We start from the raw sequence: 17,831 nt of genomic DNA on the forward strand, positions 1-17,831 counted from the left end.
CCTTCATTGCTAAATTCCGTCAGCACGAGCGATCATGGCCAAAATCCACTATGTCGACCACACCGGCGAAACCCGGATCATTGAAGTTGAGAACGGCGCCACCGTGATGGAGGGGGCGATCCGCAACGCCATTCCGGGCATCGAAGCCGAATGCGGCGGGGCCTGCGCCTGCGCGACCTGCCACGTTTATGTCGATGAAGCCTGGCGCGAAAAGGTCGGTTCGCCCTCGCCGATGGAAGAGGACATGCTGGATTTCGGTTTCGACGTGCGGCCGAATTCGCGCCTGTCCTGCCAGATCAAGGTCACCGACGATCTCGACGGCCTCGTCGTCACCACGCCGGAACGCCAGGCCTGAAGCTCGTTCGCTGAAGCGGCGTCCTAATTCGGATCCACGCCGCGACGAATCCACGGCTGAAACTTCGCCTTCAGTTCCGGCGTCAGCGGCACGGGCTTTCGTGTCGCTTCATCGATCAGCACCGTGGTCGCCTGCGCCGAGGCCACGCACTTTCCTTCCGAGAACACCACCTGGTCGAACGTCACGGAGGTGCGGCCGAATCTTGCAACGCCAAGTCCGAGTTCGATCCTGCCGGGCCAGTGCAGTTCGGCGCGAAAATGCATGTCGAGCCGCACCATCACCCAGCCGAGCCCTTCCGGCATCAGCCCGTAGGAGCGATCCTTCATCAAGGTGACGCGGCCGGTCTCGAAATAGCTGGCATAGGTCGCGTTGTTGACGTGCTGGTTGGGATCGAGGTCGGCAAAGCGCACATTGTCCGACAGGCGGTAGGGAAAGTCTTCCAGGCGCGGCGTGGCGTCGGAACGGAGCGGGGCATTCACAGGGGGCAATCTCCGGAAAATCTCGTCTCCATACACCGCAACTGTTGAATGGCGGCAAGGGGTTGGACCCCATATTATGTCTTTCCTGATCCGCCGCCGTTGGCTAGACAGGCGCAGCCCTCTTGCCGGATTTCAACTGAAAAGAAGCGGATAATGAGCGAAGCGATCAAAACCGATGTGCTGATCATTGGCGCGGGTCCCTGCGGACTGTTCGCCGTTTTCGAACTGGGCCTTCTCGACATGAAGGCGCATCTGGTCGACATCCTCGACAAGATCGGCGGCCAGTGCGCCGAGCTCTATCCGGAAAAGCCGATCTACGACATTCCCGGCATTCCCTTCGTCACCGGCCAGGGCCTGACCGATGCCCTGATGGAGCAGATCAAGCCGTTCAACCCGACCTTCCACCTGAATGAAATGGTGGAGACGATCGAGAAGATCGGCGATCCCGGTTTTCGCGTGAAAACCGATGCGGGACAGGTGTTCGAGTGCAAGGTGGTGGTGATCTCCGCGGGTGGCGGTTCGTTCCAGCCGAAGCGACCGCCGGTGCCGGGCATCGAGGCCTATGAAGGCACCTCTGTGTTCTATGCCGTGCGCAAGATGGAGCAGTTCCGCGACAAGAACATCCTGATCGTCGGCGGCGGCGATTCCGCGCTGGACTGGACGCTCAACCTGCATCCCATCGCGAAGCGCGTGACGCTGCTGCACCGGCGCGACGATTTCCGCGCGGCGCCGCACAGCGTCGAGCAGATGCGCGCGCTGGTATCTGACGGCAAGATGGATTTGAAGATCGGCCAGGTCACCGGGCTCGAAGGCGAGGGCGGCAAGCTCGCCGGCGCGCATGTGAAGGGCAACGACAATGCGATGTCGAAGGTCGAGTGCGATACCGTGCTGCCGTTCTTTGGCCTCACCATGAAGCTAGGACCGGTCGCGAACTGGGGCGTGGCGCTGGAGAACAATCTGGTGCCGGTCGATACCGCGGCGTTCGAGACCAACATTCCCGGCATCTTCGCGATCGGCGACATCAACACCTATCCGGGCAAGCTGAAGCTGATCCTGTCCGGCTTCCACGAGGGCGCGCTGATGGCACAAAAGGCCCACCGCTATGTCTATCCCGACAAGCGGCTGGTGTTCCAGTACACGACCTCGTCGTCGAGCCTACAGAAGAAGCTTGGCGTCAACTGATTCCAACCGAAATGTGACGGGCTGCGCAGGCAATCGCCGTGCAGCCGCTTGCATTCGCCTACTAGAACCCTCCGCGAAATGGCCGTAGTCTGCGGCCATTATTTTGTCGATTGGTCAGGTGATGACGATGCGGAATATGGCTTCCCGATTCCAGTTGATACTTGCAATCCTGTTCGGCCTTGCCTCCGGCATCGCTGCGCTGCCGGCGCAGGCCGCCGAACCCTCGGCCGTGGGACTGTGGCAGAAGATCGAGGACGGCAAGCCGACGGGGTGGTTTTTGATCGTCGACAATAACGGCATCTTCGAAGGCGTGATCGCCAAGATGTTTCCCAAGCCCGGCGATCCACCAAATCCGGTCTGCTCGAAGTGCACGGACGATCGCAAGAATGCGCCCTGGCTTGGCATATCCCTCATCCGTGACATGAAGCCCAATGGCCTGGTCTATGAGGGCGGCAACGTGCTCGATCCGCGCGACGGCAACGTCTACAAGGCCAAGATGACCCTGAGCAAGGATGGGCAGACGCTGACGATGCGCGGCTTTGTCGGCATTTCGCTGTTCGGCATGGACGAGGTCTGGCAGCGCCTGCCGGACAAGGAGATCGCAACGCTCGATCCCGGCATCATCGCAAAATATCTGCCGGCGCAGGCCGCAGCGACGACGACGAAACAGCCCGCCAAGAAAGGTCCGGCCCCGGCGCCCGGCGGCGCGATGGCGCCGACCCGTCCACCCGGTGGCGCGATGGCGCCGGCAGCGCCGGGAGCCAGGTAGGCCGCCCTAGGCGATGATGTGCCAATTCGCCGGTATCACACCCAGCGAATTGGCGTGCAAAATGGCGCCGTCATTCATGTTCCAGATCTGGGCGGCGCCGGCGGTCTCGTTACGCCACAACAGGTCGCTCTTGCCGTCGCCGTTGTAGTCGCCGGTGCCGGCGAGATTCCAGTTCGACGGCACGGTGCCCAGCGAACTGGTGTGGTGAATGACGCCGTCGTTCATGGCCCAGATCGAGGTGGCGCCGGCGTTGTTGCGCCAGACAATGTCGCTCATGCCGTCGCCATTGAAATCGCCGACGCCGAGGGCTTTCCAGTTGGACGGGATAATGCCGAGCGAATTGGCTTGCAGAATGGTGCCGTCATTCATGTCCCAGATCTGGGCAGCGCCGGCGGCCTCGTTGCGCCAAAGCAAGTCGCTCTTGCCGTCGCCGTTGAAGTCGCCGGTGCCGGCCAGCGTCCAGTTCGTCGGCACCGTGCCCAGCGTGCTGGTGTGGTGAATGACGCCGCCGTTCATGGCCCAGATCGAGGTGGCGCCGGCGTTGTTGCGCCAGACGATGTCGCTCATGCCGTCGCCATTGAAATCGCCGACGCCGAGGACTTTCCAGTTGGACGGGATAATGCCGAGCGAATTGGCTTGCAGAATGGTGCCGTCGTTCATGTTCCAGATCTGGGCGGTGCCGGCGGTCTCGTTGCGCCACAGCAAATCGTTCTTGCCGTCGCCGTTGAAGTCGCCGGTGCCGGCCAGAGTCCAGGTGGCCGGCATCGTGCCCAGCGAGGTGGCGTGGTCGATCGCGCTGCCGTTCATGGCCCACATTGAGGTGGCGCCGGCATCGTTGCGCCAGATGATGTCGCTCTTCCAGTCGCCGCCGAAGTCACGGGACGAGGTGCCGGCCTTTACGGTGGAGCCCGCAGGCAGCGCACTATCCAGAATGACCGAGATGCTGCTGCCGGGCAGGACGCCGTCCAGATGAGCGATGGTGGTCCAGTTCGCGCCACCGACGGTCCCATTGATATCGATCTCCAGGTTGGCGTAGTTGCCGCCGCCCGCGACGACGCGCACCAGCGAGGAAAGCGGCTGGCCGCTGCCCTGATTGTAGGCCGCCGAAAGCAGCGCCGAGAGGTCGATCTTGTCGCCTTCGCTCAAGTTGTAATCCATCACGTGATCGATGATCGCCGATTGCGCGTCGGTCAGCGCCACCGCGTCGAACACGAACTTGTCGTCGAATGCGCCGCCGTAAAGCAGATCGGCGCCGCCTTTGCCATTGAGCGCGTCATGGCCCCCGTGGCTGTAGATCGTATCCCGATGACTGGACCCGGTTAACGTCCCCGTACCGCCACCAGCGTTGCTGTCGAGAATGACCATATCCGCGGCGTCGGTCCACGAATTCAACACCAGCGTCGACGCGTCGAGGCTGTAATGACCTGCATTGTTGGTGGGATGGCTGATGATAATCGTATCGACATTGGCACTGCCGGTGAACGCCGGAACGTTGCCTGAGGTGATCTGGGCCTGGCTGAATTTCACCGTCGAAGCGCCGGAGTCGAATACGAACGATTCGATACTGGCGAACGTCGTTTGTGAGAAATCAAGCGTGACATTCTGAGCCTTTATCGTGTCCGCTCCGATGCCGCCGTCGATGATGAAACTGCCGTTGCTGGTTCCGGAGAACACGAAGACATCATCTCCGGCTTCCCCATTCACCGAAGGGCCGCCCGCGGTGGCCAGATCGAACGTAATGATGTCGTTCTTTACAGTGCCGGTAACACCGCCGAAATTGCCGCCGCGAAGCACAATTGTGATCGTGTCCTGACCCGCCGTCCAGTTTGTAAAGACAAGACTGGAAAGATTCATCCCGGCCGCAGCCGCGAGCGTCAGCGAGTCCGCTCCGGCGCTGCCGACAAAGGTCTTGATTTCGTCCGTTCCGCCGGTGGTCCCGCCAATGGTCAGGCTGGAGGTGCCGCTGAAGTACACGACGGTGTCGATGCCGATGACATTGCCGTTGCGCAGATCAATGCTGCCGACGTTTTCCAGCTGAAGCGTGTCGTTGCCGTGGTCGGTACCGCTTTGGTCACCGACGATCGTTTCACCGGCGACAAAATCGCCAGCGGCCAATCGAAACGTGTCATTGCCGTAGCCGCCTCCGAGGATATCGACGCCGGCGCCCCCGTATAACACGTCGGCGCCTTCACCGCCGTGAAGCGCATCGGTCCCCGTCGACCCGGTGGCTGTGTCGGCGCCGGCCATCAACAGATAGAAGAGACCGTTAGGTCCCGAGCCGCCTGGATTGGCACCGGTAGTGCCAAGGCTGGTGATGCTCTCGAGCAGCGTCCCGTCAGCAGCGCGATGCTCGAGCGATGTCAGCGTGGTCCAGCCGATGGTGCCGACACCGTTGACATTGAGTCCGGTCCCGTTGATCCAGGTTTTCGTGCCGTCGCTGTTGTCGTAGACGAGCCTGCCGGAATTCGAGCTTGCCGCATTGTAGCTCGCGTTGAACGGGTCGGTTACCGCCTGGAAGGCCCAGATCGAATGTCCCGCCGAAGTGAAATCGTAGCCGAAGCTAGTATACTGGGCCATGAAATCTTCCCCGCCAAAATATATTGCGACAGATCGATCGGCCTCAATCCGGGCCGCCGTCATGTCGTTTCAAATCGCTAAAATGCCAACAATGGCATTTGCCATATCGCGGGAACGCGCACGCTGCGTCAAAGGATCGCAAGCGAAAGCGCCTTTGACGTGTTTTTGCGTAGTACGCAGCCCTTAGGCGATGATGTCCCAGTTCGCCGGTATCACGCCGAGCGAATTGGTGTGCAAAATGGCGCCGTCATTCATGTCCCAGATTTGAGCGGCGCTGGCGGTCTCGTTACGCCACAGCAGGTCGCTCTTGCCGTCGCCGTTGTAGTCGCCGGTGCCGGCGAGATTCCAGTTGGACGGCACCGTCCCCAATGAATTGGTGTGGTGAATGGCGCCGTCGTTCATGGCCCAGATCGTGGTGGCGCCGGCGTTGTTGCGCCAGACGATGTCGCTCATGTGATCGCCGTTGAAATCACCGACACCGAGGATTTTCCAGGTGGACGGGATGATGCCCAGCGAATTGGCGTGCAGAATGGCGCCGTCATTCATGTCCCAGATCTGGGCGGTGCCGGCGGCCTCGTTACGCCACAGCAAGTCGCTCTTGCCGTCGCCGTTGAAGTCGCCGGTGCCGGCCAGCGTCCAGTTCGAAGACACCGTCCCCAATGAGTTGGTGTGGTCAATGACGCCATCGTTCATGGCCCAGATCGACGTGGCGCCGGCGTTGTTGCGCCAGACGATGTCGCTCATGCCGTCGCCGTTGAAGTCGCCGACACCGAGGACTTTCCAGCTAGCCGGGATGATGCCCAGCGAATTGGCGTGGAGAATGGCGCCGTCATTCATGTCCCAGATCTGGGCGGTGCCGGCGGCCTCGTTACGCCACAACAGATCGCTCTTGCCATCGCCGTTGAAGTCGCCGGTGCCGGCGAGAGTCCAACTGGCCGGCATCGTGCCGAGCGGGCTGGTGTGATGAATCGTGGCATCGTTCATGGACCAGATCTGGGCAGTGCCGGCGTCGTTGCGCCAGACGATGTCGCTCATGTGGTCGCCGTTGAAGTCGTTGTGCGTCGCCGCGCTGGAGCCGCCAACGTTCACCGTGCGGTCGGCGAACTGAAAATTCTCGACGTTGAGCACGGTGTCCGTGCCGTCGGGGCCCACCACCCGGATGCCCTGTGCGAGATTGGTCAGGGTGTAGGATGCGAAATTGCCGGAGAAAACGGCGGTATCGTTGCCGCCGGCGCCGTCGATGGTGTCGTTGCCTTTGGTCCCGACAATCGTGTCGCCGCCGCCATCGCCGGTCAACGCCAGGCCAATCGTACCAAGGCCGATGATCTTCGTCGCGCCGCCCAGATCCGTCAGGGAGGCCGAAGTTGCGATGGTGCCCTGGTCGATCACGTCGACCTTGGCATTGGTATGGGCCGCGATGAGGACGGCAACGCTGATCGGCGATGCCAGACCGCCGCCGCTGAACGTGATGTTTCTGCCCCCGGAGCCCACGGCCAGCGAATAACCACCGGTGGATCCTGTGGCCGTCGATCCATTGCCTGATACCGTGATCGACATCGAACCCCGGCCTTCGCCGATCGAGTAGAAATTGTCATGGTCGTTGTCCGCATAGGAAACGCCGGTCAGGAACTGCTGGTTGCCCGAGGTGCCGAAGTCCTCGGTTATCATCGCAGCGTTGGAGCCCTGGAAATTGCCGGTCGCCAGCCCAACGCCGATTTCCTGGTAGGCGTTATCCATGATGCTGACCCGGTGTCCGCGGCCGGGATAGTTGAGGTCCACGAACAGTATCCGGTGAAGACCGATTGACAGCTGGTCTGTGATGGCACCGGGTGTCGTCTGATAAGCGATGTTTTCGGCGGCGGCGTTCCAGTTGTAGCCCGCATTGGTCATCCGTACGAACGGATCGACGCCTTCGGGCGTATCATGCGCGAAATAGTCCCGATTGATCATGTCCTGACTGTGGGTCCGCGCCGTACCGAGCAATATCTCGTTCATCGCAAGCGGCTGCTTCGAGACGGTCGAGATGGTATCGGCAGCCGGAACGCCTTCATTGAGAGCAATGCCTTGCCGTGCCGCTTCCGCTGCCGGATCGAGCCGCGCGCGATTGATGAGTTCGAGGATGTATTGTTCGAGGGCGGTCGCTGGCATTGCGGGTTCCCTTTATCGAGGAGAGATCGCGGCTCCTGGAGGCGTTGATCTTGTTCGCGGCAAGTCAAGCGGAATTACGTCACGATCATGATGGGGTAATGAATTCAAGCCTGTTCCGATGTCGCGATTGCGACGATATTCAACCTTTCCGAGGTGGCATGGATAGGTGCCTGATCGGAGGACGAGCCGCGGCGATCGTTCGTTGACGAACGTGCCCTCGTTCATTCCCGGATCGCGGTGATGCTAGCGTTGCCCGAACGGCCGGATCGGCTGCGAGACGACTTCCGGAACGCCCGCATCGAGTTGCAGCACGCTCGCCGCTGCTGGTACTGCCGCATCCGCCATCGCGGCATGGCCCTCGGCGGTCGGATGCACGGCGCCGCCATAGACTGCCGACAGCACGCCCCAGGTCGCATCATGGATGTCTGAAGGCTGCATGTTGGCCGGGAGCCCTTGCGGATAGGTCATCGCGGAAAAATAGCTGTCATTGGCGTCGCGAATCCAGCGCGCGCGCGGCAGGTAGGCGCGGTATTCGCTCGCGCTGCGGCCGCACAGCATCGGCTGGCTGGCGGCGGTGACGAGGTCGGTGTTGAAGCTTTCGCCCTTCGGCGAAAAACATTCGCGGTCGAATTCCGGATCGGTCTGCGCGCGCGCGCAGAAGCCGTGGGCGGCAAAGGTCTGCTGATGCGCATCGACGAAGGTCATGCGGTCGGCGCGCGGATCGCGGCAGATGATGCCTCGCTCGCACAGCGCCATTGCCCGCAACTGCGGCAGGAATTCATTGTCGACATAACCAGCGACACTGGCGAGCCGCTGCGGATCGGCGTTGAAGGAGGGATGCACGTCAAATCCGGCGGGGCCGCCGGGGCAGGGCGCGCCGCTGCCGGCCAGTGCCGGATTGGCATAGGACGTGAAGATAACGCGGGAGAGGTCGCCGCCGACGAGCGGCTTCAGCGCTTCGCGCAGCTTGCCAAACCCTCGCGGAAGATCGTTCGTCAGCGCGCTCCGCGAGTCCTCGACTGACGCGATCACGCCGCTGCGGCGGAACAATACGCGCTCGGTCGGATAATCCACGATCACGTCGGCGACGAGGCCGGAGAAATAGATGTCGTTGGCGCCGATCGACAGCAGGATCAGGTCCAGCGTGCGGTCGGGCTGGCGGCCTTTTGCGGCGGCGAGCGCTTCGCGCAATTCGGCGAGCTGGCCATTCACCTTCGTGCGGCACGGCGCGTTCGATTTCGAGGGCGGGCATTCGCGCGCGCCCTGCGAGCCGAACAGCCCGTCGGCGATGGTGGCGCCGGTGCAGGCCAGCGGCAGGTAGGTCACGGCGATGTGCGGATAGCGCACTGCGAGCGCCAGCGCGGTACGGGTCTGATAGCTGTAGAGCGAGCGGTGGCAGGCCGGATTGAACCACAGCGCGCTCTGGCGCTGCCAGACCTGGAGCGAATCCGGCGCCTCGCAGGCGCGGCCGCCCTTGTAGTTGGCGCGGCTCGGCCGATAATACTGCGCCATCGCCGTCGACAGATAATAGCGGAAGCAAAAGCCTTCGTCGGAAAGCGCGATCGGGCGGTCCGGATTGCCCTCGCCGGAGGCGATGCTGTCGCCGAGGCCCGCGATCAGGATGTCGCGCACGGCAATCTCGGTCGAAATGCGCTGGGTGCCTTCCGAGCTCGAAACTTCCACAGTCGCCACGGTGGTGCGGCCGTAACGCACGCGGTTGTTGACCGGCTCGGCGCAATCGAAAGTCGAGCTCTGCGGACCCTCGCCATCGTCGAAGGTCCAGGCGCAGGTGGCGCCGACCGGAACGGCGCCCGCCAGCCGCACCACGACCGCATGGTCGATCGGCGTCAAATAGCTTTCCTTGACGTTGTCGCGGGTGCAGGGCTCGCTGACGCGCCCGGCGAGGTCAATGCAGAGCCGGTTGACCATGTTGCGCGCCCAGCCGCGGCCGTCGCTTTGCAGCGCGAGCGCCTGTTCGGAGGCCAGCACGCTGCGGCCGCGCGCGCTCTCGGCATGCAGGGCGAAGTCACGCTCCTCACGGAACAGGCGGAAACGGTTGCGAACCTCCCAGGTAATCTGAAGAGGTCCGTCGACGGTCATCTGCGCTTGCGCCTCATCGGCCGGCAAGCCGGCAAACAGGCCGAGAAGCAGCGCCGCAGCAATGGCTTTGCGGAGGGGAATCTTGCTCATGGCGCCTTTGACGTTACCGGTAAGGCGGAAATAAGAGAACCGCATGGTCCTAGCCCAAAAGACCGGCGCGCGCGGATAACGACGCCGTTACCATTTTCGTGCGGCGGCGGCTTTCGTCGCGAAGCTGTCGTTGAGCGTTCGGTGCACGACGGCAATCACGGTGGCCGCGTCCGGGCCGAGTTCCGGTAGAGCCCGGCACGAGCTTCATCGACGGGGCGCCGCGCGATGCGGATGCCGAACGGCCTAAGGCAACTTCGACGGCGAGCCTGCGGCGGACTCGCACACGCTCGCCGGTAACGGAGCGCTCAACCATACGTGGTGAGGGCAGGGGCAATCGCCCGCTTGCACGCGTCACGAACGCCGCCGTGATGCGTCATTACCGCGGATGCTGTGACAGCGTTGTCATACACCACGCCACGATTGTGTCGTCTCCGCCACAGGTCCCGGTGATTGTGCCGCCGTCCCCGATCGCTGGGGCGCCGCACCATTGCAGCCGCCGGGCATCTCTCTCTAACAATGGCGCGCCGGAACCGTTGTCCGGTGGCCGAATCGTGGATTCTGCCGGAATGCGGGGCTGGGAATGGGAATGAGCGTACTTGCGCCGGGTGGCACGCGGGCGCGGCGGCTGGCGACTCTGCTCGCGAGTACGGCACTGGTCAGCGCGGCAGCGTTGTCGGTGTCCGTCACCGACGCAAGCGCGGCTTGCGACGTGACCGTTGGCGGCTTCGTTAACTGCGTCGTCAACACGACCACCACCGACACCATAAACACCAACGGCGGCACACCGTCGTCCATCGACAAGCGCCAGGAGTTCGATAACGGCGCCAACATCATCGGCATGGTCACCAACGGCGTGACGGTCAACGGTTTCGGCCTTGAACTCGCGCTCACCAACGGCGGCGGCAACAACACCATTACTTTAACCAACGGCGGCACCATCGCTGGTCTGAACCTTATCGGCAACGGCGGACTGGTCACCTATACCGGCAACGGGACGGCTTCGATCGGGGCGGCGATTACCAACGTCGGCACGGGCGGCGTCACCGTCACGAACAACGGCGTGTTCGGTCCCGGCGGCAACAACGGCGTCTTCGTCCATACCCAGGGGGCCGGCACGATCAACGTCAACGGATCCGGCAGCTTCACCGGCGGCCAGACCGGCGTGTTCGCGCTGGCAGACGACAACGCCAGTATCAATGTCACCAGCGGCGGAGCCATTTCCGGCGGCACCGCCTCGGGCATCAATGCCAGCTCCGCCGGCGGCAGTATTCTCGTTGCCACCGGCAGCACCGTCTTCGGCGGCAACTCCGGTATAAGGGCGAACACCCTTGGCATCGGCACCGTGACGGTCACCACCGGCGGCGCGGTCACCGGCACGAGCCAATGGGGCATCCTGACCGGTGCGGCGAACGGCAACACGTCGGTCAATGCCGGCCATAACGTGACGGCCGGCACTGTGGGCATTCAGACGACCGGCTTCGGCAGCGGGGTGATCGGCATCAATCACACCGCCGGGACCATTGCCGCCGGAACGATCGGGATCGTCGCAACTCAATCCAGCACCGGCAACATCGGCATCAGCCAGACCGGCGGCGCGCTCAACGGCACGAGCGGTGCCGTGCTCGCCCAGATGACAGGCGGCGGCAATGTTGTTGTTTCGCTCACCGGCGGCACGGTCGGCAATGTCAACGGCAATGTTGTCGAGACTTCGGCTACCACCGGCACGACCACGATCACGGCGGATGTCAACCTCACTTCGACTGCTGGTACCGGCATCAACGCGTCGTCGACGACGGGCACGATCAACATCAACGGAAGCGGCGCTGTCCAGGGCCAGGGCAACGGCATCCAGGCGCTCGCCTCCGGAGCCGGCAATGTCAATGTCACCGGCGGCGGAGCCGTTGCGAGCATCACTAGCACGGGCATTGTCGCGGGATCGTCCGGTGGCAATGTGCTCGTCGCGACCGGCAGCACGGTGTCCGGAGGCAGCCGGGGCATACAGGCGACCACCAACGGCAGCGGCACCGTTACCGTCACTACCGGCGGCGCGATCAACGGCGGCACTGGCCTCGGCATCATGACCCTGCTGGGGACTGGCGCCACGACCGTCAATGCCGGCCACAACGTGACGGCCGGTACCGAAGGAATCCAGTCGAACGCCAACGGCGCCGGACCGGTCGACATCAATCATACCGCCGGGACCATTGCCGCCGGAACGATCGGCATCAACGCGGCTCAAAGCGGCAGCGGCACGATCGACATCAGCCAGACCGGCGGCGCGCTCAACGGCACGACCCGTGCCGTATCCGCGCTGGCGACCGGAAGCGCCAACGTGACCGTCTCGCTCACCGGCGGCACCGTCGGCAACGTCAGCGGCAACGTCATCAATACCTCTGCCACGACCGGCACGACCACGATCACCAGCGACGCCGGCCTCACCTCGACCGGTGCTCGCGGCATCAGCGCGACCTCGACGACGGGCGCAATCAACATCGGCGGGAGCGGTGCCATCACCGGCCAGACCGAAGGCATCCGCGCGCTCGCAACCAGCGCCGGTAACATCAATATCACCGGCGGCGGAGCTGTTACCGGGAGCACCGGCGCGGGCATCGCCGCGCAATCATCCGGCGGCAATCTGCTCATTGCCACCGGCAGCACCGTCTCTGGCGGCACCTACGGGATAACCGCGCTCGCCAACGGCGCCGGCACCGTGACGGTCACCACCGGTGGCGCGGTCACCGGCACCAGCGCTGCGGGCATCCAGACCGAAACGCAGAACGGCACCAACACCGTCAATGTCGGTCATAACGTGACGGGCGGCACCCGGGGTATCCAGGCGCTCGGCTCCGGCGGCAGCGGACTGATCAACGTCAACCACACCGCCGGGACCATTGCTGCCGGAACGACCGGCATCGAGGCAATTCAAAGCGGCAGCGGCACCATCAACATCAGCCAGACCGGCGGTGCGCTCAACGGCACGAGCCAGGCCGTATCCGCGTCGATGACGGGCAGCGGCAATGTGATCGTCTCGCTCACCGGCGGCACGGTCGGCAATGTCGTCAGCGATGTCATCACGACCTCGGCCAAGACAGGCACCACCACGATTACGGCGGACGTCAATCTCACCTCGACCGGCGGCAGCGGCATCAACGCGGCGTCGACGACGGGCGCCATCAATATCAACGGCTCCGGCGCCGTTCAGGGCGCTGACGGCATCTTGGCTCAAGCAACCACCGGCAACGTCAATATCACTAGCGGCGGAAGCATTACTGGAAATACCGGCTTGGGCGTCCTAGCGGCATCGCTGGACGGCAATGTGCTTGTTGCCACCAGCAGCACCGTTTCCGGCGCAACAACCGGGATATTCACCGCCGGCGCCGGCACCACCACAGTCACCACCGGCGGCGCCGTCACCGGCATCTCCGGCCACGGCATCTCTACCATCCTGGGGAGCGGTGCCGCCACAGTCAATGTCGGTCACAACGTGACGGCCGCTCAAAATGGCATCGTCTCAAGCGGTTCCGGCGCCGGACTGATCGACATCAATCATACCGCCGGGACCGTTGCAGCCGGAACGATCGGCATCAACGTATTTCAAAATAGCAGTGGTAACATCGACATCAGCCAGACCGGCGGGACCGTTGCCGCCGGGACGATCGGCATCAACGCATTTCGAAGCGGCAGTGGTAACATCGACGTCAGCCAGACCGGCGGCGCGCTCAACGGTACGACCAACGCGGTTCGGGTTGATGCGTCGACGGGTACCGGCGACGTCGCCATCTCGCTCACCGGCGGCACGGTCGGCGCTACCGGCGGCAATGTCATTGATACCCAGGCCACCACTGGCGCCACCACGATTACGGCCGGCGTTGCGTTCACGTCGACGGCCGCCAACGCGATCAACGCCGTTGCGACCTCGGGCAATATCGCGATCATCAGCAGTTCGACCGTCACCGGCGCGACCAACGCGGTGTTTGGCTCGACAAGCGGCACCTTCAACATCACCAACAGCGGCACCCTCAGCGGCAATGTGAACGTGACAGGCTCGAACGCGGCCTCGACATTCGCCAACAGCGGCACATGGAATGCCGGCACCGCCAGTTCGGCGTTCAGTGGCAATCTCAGCAACACCGGCACGGTCAACATACAGAACGGCGTGGCCGGACAGGTGATCACGCTCGCCGGCAATTACGCCGGCAACGGCGTCTATCGGGTCGATGTCGATGCCGCGGGCAATGCGGATCGCATCAACGTCTCCGGTACTGCCAACCTGACCGGCGGCTCGGTGAACGCGCTGTTCCTGCCGGGGGCCTATGTCAGCCGCCAATACACCATCCTGTCCGCGACCGGCGGGCTCGGCGGCACCACCTTCACCGGCGGACTGACGAACACGTTTTTGCCGGCAGGATTTACGGCGTCGCTGAACTACACCGCGACCGACGTACTGGTCGATCTGGCCGCGGTCCTCGGCATCGGCGGCAATCTCAACCAGAACCAGCAGAACGTCGCGAGCACGCTCAACAATTTCTTCAACAATGGCGGCGCGCTGCCGCCGGGTTTTGTCGCGCTGTTCGGCCTGACAGGACCCTCGCTCGGCAACGCGCTGACGCAATTGTCCGGCGAGAACGCCACTGGCGCGCAACAGGGCGCATTCCAGCTCGGCAATTCCTATCTGTCGCTGCTGACCGATCCGTTCGCGACCAACCGGGTCGGGGCCACTAGCGCCATCGGATACGCGCAAGAGCCTTCCTCAGGGGTGTCGTCCCCGGCGATGCCGGACGCGGCGCGCTCGGCCTTCGCCGCCTACACGAAGGCGCCGCCGGCGATGGCCTATGCGCCGAGCTGGGACATCTGGGGCGCGGCGTTCGGCGGCGCCAATCAGACGCGCGGCGAGACGGCGACGGTCGGCAGCAACGATATCTATACGCGCGCCGGCGGCGTCGCAGCCGGCGCCGACTATCGCTTCTCGCCGGATGCGCTGATCGGCGTTTCGCTCGCCGGCGGCAACATCAACTGGTCGCTGACCGGCAACGGCGTCACCGGCGGCGGCACCAGCGATGCCTTCCTTGCCGGTCTCTATGGCAAGTACAGCGCCGGCCAGGCCTATGTGACGGGCGCGCTCACTTACTCCAGCTACTGGACTTCGACCAACCGGACCGTGACGGTGGCGGGCTTCGACCAGCTCAGGGCCGACTACAACGCCCACGGCTTTGGCGGCCGCATCGAGGGCGGCTATCGCCTGCCTGTGGCTTACGGCAACATCGTCTGGACGCCCTATGGCGCGGTGCAGGGACAGAGTTTCAGCACGCCGGGCTACGGCGAGGCCGCCGTCACGGGCTCCAACCAGTTCGCGCTCAACTTCGCAAGCCGCACCGCGACCGCCTGGCGTGGCGAGCTTGGCGCGCGCCTCGACAAGACGATGCCGATCGACAATGGCGGCCAACTCAACCTGTTTGGCCGGCTCGCCTATGCCCATGATGCGATCAGCAATCCCGAAGCGGCGGCCAACTTCACCGCGCTCGGCCTCGGGGCGGCCCCGTTCACCGTCTTTGGCGCACGGCCCTCGCGCGATCTCGCACTGACGACCGCCGGTGCGGAATGGCGGCTTGCCAACGGCGTCTCCTTCCTCGCCAAGTTCGACGGCGAGTTCGGCGATCGCTCGCAGACCTACACGGCCACCGGGCGTATCCGCTACACGTGGTGAGTGCTGAAGGTTGAGCGTGGCGTCGGTCCGACACGGCGAATAGCGAATGGCGAGGAGCGAATGGAATTTCCTATTCGCCGCTCCCTATTCGCACCTTACGACCGTTTCGCCCGCTTGACCTGCTGCCTTACCGGAATTTCGGCCGTGCGGGCCGTGGGCTCGGTCTCGTCGTTCGCCGCCCGGCGGCGCTCCATCCAGGGCTTGACGACGCTGAGCCAGAGCTCGCGCGTTCCCATGATCGAGATCGAGATGCCGAAGGGGATGAGGAAATACAGGATGCGGAACACCACCAGCGTCGCGAGCAATTCCTCCTTGGAAAATTCCGGCAGCGCCACCAGCATGGCGGCGTCGAACACGCCGATGCTGCCGGGCGCATGGCTGGCAAAGCCGAGCAGGGTGGCGAGAATGAACACGACCGCCAGCGAGACGAAATCGATATAGGGCTGGGTCGGCATCAACAGATACATCGCCAGCGCGCAGAAGCCGAGATCGACGACGCCGATCAGGATCTGCACCAGCGTCAGCTTGGCCGACGGCAGCACGACCTTCCAGCCGTTCTGCCCGAGCTCGCGGCGCTTTTCGCCGGTCACCAGCCAGACCAGATAGGCCGCGATGCCGGCGAGGCACCCGATCGCGATCAGCCGGTTCACGGCCGGTGGCAACAGGTCCATGGCGGTGGCCGCATCCGGATGCCAGGCCATGCCGATGCCGAGCACGAACAGATTGCCGAGCCAGAACGTCAACCCCGACAGGAAACAGATCTTTGCGACGTCGATCGCGGAGAGGCCGTAGTCCGAATAGATCCGGAAGCGGATCGCGCCGCCGGTAAACACGGTGGCGCCGATATTGTGGCCGATGGTGTAGCTGGTGAAACTCGACATCGCTGCGATGCGATAGGGCACATGGTTCTTGCCGATCGTGCGCAGCGCAAAGAAATCATAGAAGGTCAGCGTGCAGAACGCCCCGACCACGCACAGCGCGGCGAGCGCGATCCGGTGCGGCGCGATCTCGGTCAGCGCGGTCAGGACCACGGCGGTATCGACGCCCTTCAGCGTCTTGACCAGATGCATCACAGCCAGGACGATGATGATAAGGCTCGCGGCGATCCCGACCCGCTTCCAGCCGATTTTTTCCTTGAAGCCGCGCCCGAGCGCGGTCAGCAGCCGATGCATTCATCCTCCCGGCAGGGCGGTAACACGTGAAGGGCCCGTCATGAACGCGACAGGCAACGGTCAGGCGTACCGTATGCGGAAACCCATAAGGCAAAACCTTGTCGTTGTGCAGTCCTTGACAAGGCGCCCTTGGGGTCTTCCTCGGCCCTCATTGTCATACTCCGTACATATGTCCTGGCGCTCAGGATTTTGAGTCGCCCTTCAACCGGCGGGCGGCACGCCATGTTCCCCGGTTTTTGCCAGCGAATTGCGGGATTTACAGGAACGAGGCCCTGTTCCCCCGGTTAGCCCGCTATCTGCAACCGGACATGGACGGCGCGAGGCGGGTTTCGAAGGGGGCCGCGCAGCCTGTTCTCATGAAAAAAAGGACCGTGCAATGGGACTGTTTACCAAGGACATCAAGAGCATGAATGACCTGTTCGTGCATCAATTGCAGGACATCTATTACGCCGAAAAGCAGCTCGTGAAGGCGCTTCCGACCATGGCCCAAAAGGCCAGCGATCCCCAGCTCAAACAGGGCTTTCTCAGCCATCTCGATGAGACCAAAACGCATGTGACGCGCCTCGAGCAGGTGTTCAAGATGCACGGCGCCGAGGTCAAGGCGGTCAATTGCCCCGCCATCGACGGCATTATCGAGGAAGCCGAGGAGGTCGCGGGCGAAGTCGAGGACAAGAGCGTGCTGGATGCCGCCCTGATCAACGCCGCGCAGGCCGCCGAACATTACGAGATCACCCGCTACGGCAGCCTGATCGCCTGGGCAAAACAGCTCGGCCGCAACGACTGCGCCAGCGTGCTCCAGAAGACGCTCGAGGAGGAGAAGGCGGCCGACAAGAAGCTGACGACCATTGCGGAGAGCAAGGTCAACATGCGGGCCGCGAGCTGATTTTCCCGGCCATTTGAGGCAGAACGCCGCGCGACAAATGTTCGCGCGGCGTTTTTTCTGCCCGGGGATCTGTCCCCGGAAAGCCTTCACCCGCTCGGCAAGGCTCTCCCAGGAACATCACGGCGCGAACGATGTTGGCCCATATGCCCAGGTATTTCTTCCACCTCGCCGGCGAGCTTCCCGCCCATGACGTCCTCGGTCACGAGTGCGCGAATGACGATGAAGCCAGGGACCATGGAAGCTTCATCGCCCACAGGATCGGGACGGAGAAGCCAGCCATGATCCGTGAGGGTAATTTCATTGCCGTGGTCGATGACAGCGGCAAGGAAATTGCCCAGATGCCGCTCGCTTCGACGACCGTCTGACAAAAAA

11 protein-coding genes are annotated in these 17,831 nt (G+C 63.4%); 6 read left to right on the forward strand and 5 right to left on the reverse strand.

Features of this window, described 5'->3' with window-relative positions; all coding sequences use genetic code 11:
- The first annotated feature begins 34 nt into the window (after positions 1 to 34).
- On the forward strand, positions 35 to 355 hold the full coding sequence (locus JQ628_RS02070) for a 2Fe-2S iron-sulfur cluster-binding protein (protein ID WP_212218392.1): 321 nt from the start codon (positions 35 to 37) through the stop codon (positions 353 to 355).
- Between the two features lie 23 nt (positions 356 to 378).
- On the opposite strand, the gene JQ628_RS02075 is transcribed toward JQ628_RS02070, so the two are convergent.
- Positions 379 to 834, reverse strand: coding sequence for an acyl-CoA thioesterase (locus tag JQ628_RS02075; RefSeq protein WP_212218395.1), 456 nt, complete (start codon positions 832 to 834; stop codon positions 379 to 381).
- 153 nt (positions 835 to 987) lie between these two features.
- Between JQ628_RS02075 and JQ628_RS02080 the strand changes: the two genes are divergently transcribed.
- Positions 988 to 2,016 carry an NAD(P)/FAD-dependent oxidoreductase gene (locus JQ628_RS02080; RefSeq protein ID WP_212218398.1) on the forward strand — a complete coding sequence of 343 codons (1,029 nt, stop codon included), beginning with the start codon at positions 988 to 990 and terminating at the stop codon, positions 2,014 to 2,016.
- A 127-nt stretch (positions 2,017 to 2,143) separates the two neighbouring features.
- Positions 2,144 to 2,785 (forward strand): DUF2147 domain-containing protein, encoded by a 642-nt coding sequence (locus JQ628_RS02085; protein ID WP_212218402.1) that lies wholly within the window; start codon positions 2,144 to 2,146, stop codon positions 2,783 to 2,785.
- Positions 2,786 to 2,791: 6 nt separating this feature from the next.
- Here JQ628_RS02085 and JQ628_RS02090 read toward each other — a convergent pair whose 3' ends face one another.
- From JQ628_RS02090 to JQ628_RS02100, 3 genes are all read right to left on the reverse strand, one after another.
- Positions 2,792 to 5,362, reverse strand: a complete 2,571-nt coding sequence (locus tag JQ628_RS02090) for a beta strand repeat-containing protein (RefSeq protein ID WP_212218405.1) — start codon at positions 5,360 to 5,362, stop codon at positions 2,792 to 2,794.
- 183 nt (positions 5,363 to 5,545) lie between these two features.
- The gene (locus tag JQ628_RS02095) at positions 5,546 to 7,510 is read right to left on the reverse strand and encodes an FG-GAP-like repeat-containing protein (protein WP_212218408.1); all 1,965 of its coding nucleotides are present in this window, start codon (positions 7,508 to 7,510) and stop codon (positions 5,546 to 5,548) included.
- 243 nt (positions 7,511 to 7,753) lie between these two features.
- Positions 7,754 to 9,700, reverse strand: a complete 1,947-nt coding sequence (locus tag JQ628_RS02100; RefSeq protein ID WP_212218410.1) for a hypothetical protein — start codon at positions 9,698 to 9,700, stop codon at positions 7,754 to 7,756.
- 586 nt (positions 9,701 to 10,286) lie between these two features.
- On the opposite strand from JQ628_RS02100, the gene JQ628_RS02105 reads away from it, so the two are divergent.
- Positions 10,287 to 15,404, forward strand: a complete 5,118-nt coding sequence (locus JQ628_RS02105) for an autotransporter domain-containing protein (protein WP_212218413.1) — start codon at positions 10,287 to 10,289, stop codon at positions 15,402 to 15,404.
- 95 nt (positions 15,405 to 15,499) lie between these two features.
- Here the strand turns inward: JQ628_RS02105 and JQ628_RS02110 are convergent, their stop codons facing one another.
- Complete coding sequence (locus tag JQ628_RS02110) at positions 15,500 to 16,576, reverse strand: lysylphosphatidylglycerol synthase transmembrane domain-containing protein (RefSeq protein WP_212218416.1); 1,077 nt, start codon at positions 16,574 to 16,576, stop codon at positions 15,500 to 15,502.
- A 376-nt stretch (positions 16,577 to 16,952) separates the two neighbouring features.
- Between JQ628_RS02110 and JQ628_RS02115 the strand changes: the two genes are divergently transcribed.
- Positions 16,953 to 17,459 (forward strand): ferritin-like domain-containing protein, encoded by a 507-nt coding sequence (locus JQ628_RS02115; protein ID WP_212218419.1) that lies wholly within the window; start codon positions 16,953 to 16,955, stop codon positions 17,457 to 17,459.
- A gap of 131 nt (positions 17,460 to 17,590) precedes the next feature.
- Positions 17,591 to 17,824 carry a DUF6894 family protein gene (locus JQ628_RS02120; protein WP_249127407.1) on the forward strand — a complete coding sequence of 78 codons (234 nt, stop codon included), beginning with the start codon at positions 17,591 to 17,593 and terminating at the stop codon, positions 17,822 to 17,824.
- Positions 17,825 to 17,831 lie beyond the last annotated feature (7 nt).

This window comes from Bradyrhizobium lablabi (assembly GCF_018129385.1).
In the GTDB taxonomy this organism is placed as follows: Bacteria; Pseudomonadota; Alphaproteobacteria; order Rhizobiales; family Xanthobacteraceae; genus Bradyrhizobium; species Bradyrhizobium lablabi_C.